Source organism: Floridaenema aerugineum BLCC-F46 (assembly GCF_041929345.1).
GTDB classification, from domain to species: domain Bacteria; phylum Cyanobacteriota; class Cyanobacteriia; order Cyanobacteriales; family Aerosakkonemataceae; genus Floridanema; species Floridanema aerugineum.
Map to the genome: position 1 here is coordinate 1 of NZ_JBHFNQ010000081.1, position 1,053 is coordinate 1,053.

The 1,053-nt window shown below is 39.9% G+C and carries 1 protein-coding gene; it reads left to right on the top strand.

All coding sequences use genetic code 11. From position 1 onward, the window contains the following. On the top strand, window positions 1-1,035 hold a 1,035-nt coding region (locus tag ACE1CC_RS10270), incomplete at its 5' end, for an RNA-guided endonuclease InsQ/TnpB family protein (protein ID WP_413270367.1). Between the last annotated feature and the right edge of the window lie 18 nt (window positions 1,036-1,053).

A 1,053-nucleotide genomic window follows, 5' to 3' on the forward strand; every position in this document is an offset into this window, starting at 1 on the left:
GAAATATTTAATGCTCATGTTGACTGGTCATTAGCTAACAAAACTTACAACAAAAACAAGGCACATAAGGATTTATATCGTTCACTTAGAGAACAATTTCATGAAGTGCCTTCAGCTTTGGTACAAACTGTTAGGGATAATGCTTTAGAAGCCGTTAAAGCTACCAAGTTTAAGCGAACTCCCAGAAAGAAACCAACGTCAGGGTTAAGGTATGACAAGCGAACCATGACGCTAAGAGGTAAGCAGTTAACTCTTAGTTGCATTGGGAAGCGAGTTAGTGTAATTCTTGATGTTCCAGAATACTTCAAAGAAGTGTTTGAGACTTGGAATTTCTGTGGCGCAACTGTTACTTACACTAAACACACCAAACAGTTTTGGGTGCGTTTAGTTTTTGAGACAGCAGACCCACAACATATTGATGGAAAAACTCAAGGCATTGACCGAGGTTTGTACCATCAAGCTGTTACTTCTGATAGTCAATTCTTTAGTTCTGACAAGATTAGAGAAGTACAAAGAAGATACTTATACAATCGTCGCCAGCTCCAGCAAAAAGGCACTCGCAGTGCCAAACGTCGATTAAAAGCGATGTCTGGTCGTGAGAAGCGGTTCATGCGGGATACGAATCATTGTGTAAGTAAGAAAATAGCTAATCAGCCAAATGTTTCAGTTTTTGTATTGGAAGATTTGTCTAGTATTCGGACTCAGAATCGAGGCAAAAAAGTCAATAAATGGTTGAGTAGTTGGCCTTTCTATCAGCAAGAACAATTTCTCACTTACAAATCTATTGCGCTAGGGAAAAGAGTGGTTCATGTCGATCCTAGTTACACTTCTCAAAAGTGCAATATTTGTAAGCATATTAAAAAGACAAATCGGCATAAGTCTAGGTTCCACTGCAAAAATTGTGGACACCAAACTCATGCCGATTTGAATGCTGCCAAGAATATTCGCGACGATTATTTTCTCTCCTCTACCCAAGGGACTCAGGAGCAGGGTTCAGTCAATAACCCAGATGTTTCAACCAGTTTCTCTGGTTAGTTACAAGCCCCATCCCCT